Source organism: uncultured Amaricoccus sp. (assembly GCF_937858865.1).
GTDB lineage: Bacteria > Pseudomonadota > Alphaproteobacteria > Rhodobacterales > Rhodobacteraceae > Amaricoccus.
This window is the reverse complement of sequence record NZ_CALLYO010000064.1, coordinates 1-1,642: the sequence shown is the minus strand read 5'-3', so window position 1 is coordinate 1,642 and position 1,642 is coordinate 1. Positions and strand designations below refer to the sequence as shown.

The following is a 1,642-nucleotide window of genomic DNA, read 5'->3' as shown; positions in this document are numbered from 1 at the left end:
CGGCGTGGAAGTATTTCATCCTCGGCTCGGTCGGCATCGCGCTGGCGCTCTTCGGCACGATCCTCGTCTACATGGCGGCGCAGCCGGTGCTGGGCGAGGGCACGGCGTCGATGATCTGGACCAATCTGATGACGGGCGCGGCGGAGTTCGATCCGGCGATGCTGAACGTCGCCTTCGTCTTCCTGCTGCTCGGCTACGGGACCAAGGTTGGACTGGCGCCCCTGCATGCCTGGCTGCCGGATGCGCATGCAGAGGGGCCGACGCCGATCTCGGCGGTGCTGTCGGGGCTCTTGCTCAACGTCGCGCTCTATGCGGTGCTGCGCTTCAAGATGCTGATGGCGGCGAATGCCGAGGCGCTCTCGCCCGGGCCGCTGATGGTGGCGATGGGGCTGCTCTCGCTCGTCTTCGCAGCCTTCATGCTCTACCGGCGGCGGGACGTGAAGCGGCTCTTCGCCTACTCCTCGATCGAGCACATGGGGATCATCGTCTTCGCCTTCGGCATCGGCGGGCCGCTGGCGAACTTCGCCGGGCTCTTGCACATGACGATGCACAGCCTGACCAAGTCGGCGATCTTCTATGCCGTCGGCATGGTGGCGCAGATCAAGGGGAGCCAGCGGATCGCCGACATCCGCGGGCTGTCGCAGAGCCATCCGGCGCTCGGCTTCGGGCTGGCGATCTCGGTGCTGGCGATCGCGGGGATGCCGCCGTTCGGGGTGTTCATGAGCGAGTTCCTCCTCGTCACCACCGCCTTTGCCCGGGTGCCGGTGCTGGCGCTGGTGCTGGTCGCGGGGCTGCTCGTCGCCTTCGGCGCGCTGCTGCTCAGGCTCGGCGACATGCTCCTCGGCGAGCCGACCGGGCCGGTCGGGCGGCCGGAGGGGTCGCTGGCGCCGCTCTACGGGCACATGGCGCTGGTGCTGCTCGGCGGCATCCATCTGCCGGGGCCGGTGGTCGGCTGGTTCGAGGCGGTGGCGAGGCTGCTCGGATGAGGACGGTGGTGAGCGCTGGCGAGTGGCGGCACGCGGCGCGGGCGCTCGCGGCGGGGGAGGCGGAGCTCTTCGGCCTCTGGGCGAGCACGGGCGAGGTGCATATGGCGCTCCGCGATCCGGCCGCGGGGCTGCGCATCCTGAGCGTGCCGGTCAGCGAGGATCGCTTTCCGTCCGTCGGGCGGCACCATGCGGCGGCACAGCGGCTGGAGCGGGCGATCGGCGATCTCTACGGCTACACGGCGGAGGGGGCGGCGGACGACCGGCCCTGGCTCGATCACGGGCGGTGGGGGGTGCGGCATCCGCTGGGTGAGGCGGAGGCGGCCGGGCCGGGGGAGCCCTATGCCTTCCTGCCGGTGAAGGGGGAGAGCCTGCACCGGGTGCTGGTCGGGCCGGTGCATGCCGGGGTGATCGAGCCGGGGCACTTCCGCTTCACCGTGCAGGGGGAGACGGTGGTGCGGCTGGAGCAGCGGCTCGGCTATACCCACAAGGGGGTCGAGGGGCTGATGCGGGGCGCGACGCTCGCGCGCGCGGCGGGACTGGCCGGGCGGGTGTCGGGGGACAGCACGGTCGCCTATGCCTGGGCCTTCGCGCAGGCGGTTGAGGCGGCGCTCGGGGTTGCGGTGCCGGAGCGGGCGCTCTGGCTGCGGCTGGTCATG

Annotated in this window: 2 protein-coding genes; both read left to right on the top strand. The window is 71.5% G+C overall.

Features of this window, described 5'->3' with window-relative positions; genetic code table 11:
- Positions 1-986, top strand: a 986-nt coding sequence (locus Q0112_RS01700; RefSeq protein ID WP_297970556.1) for a hydrogenase 4 subunit F, incomplete at its 5' end; no start/stop codon positions are given.
- Positions 983-1,642: NADH-quinone oxidoreductase subunit C (locus tag Q0112_RS01695; protein WP_297970554.1), on the top strand; the 660-nt coding region annotated here is incomplete at its 3' end. The genes Q0112_RS01700 and Q0112_RS01695, both read left to right, overlap by 4 nt.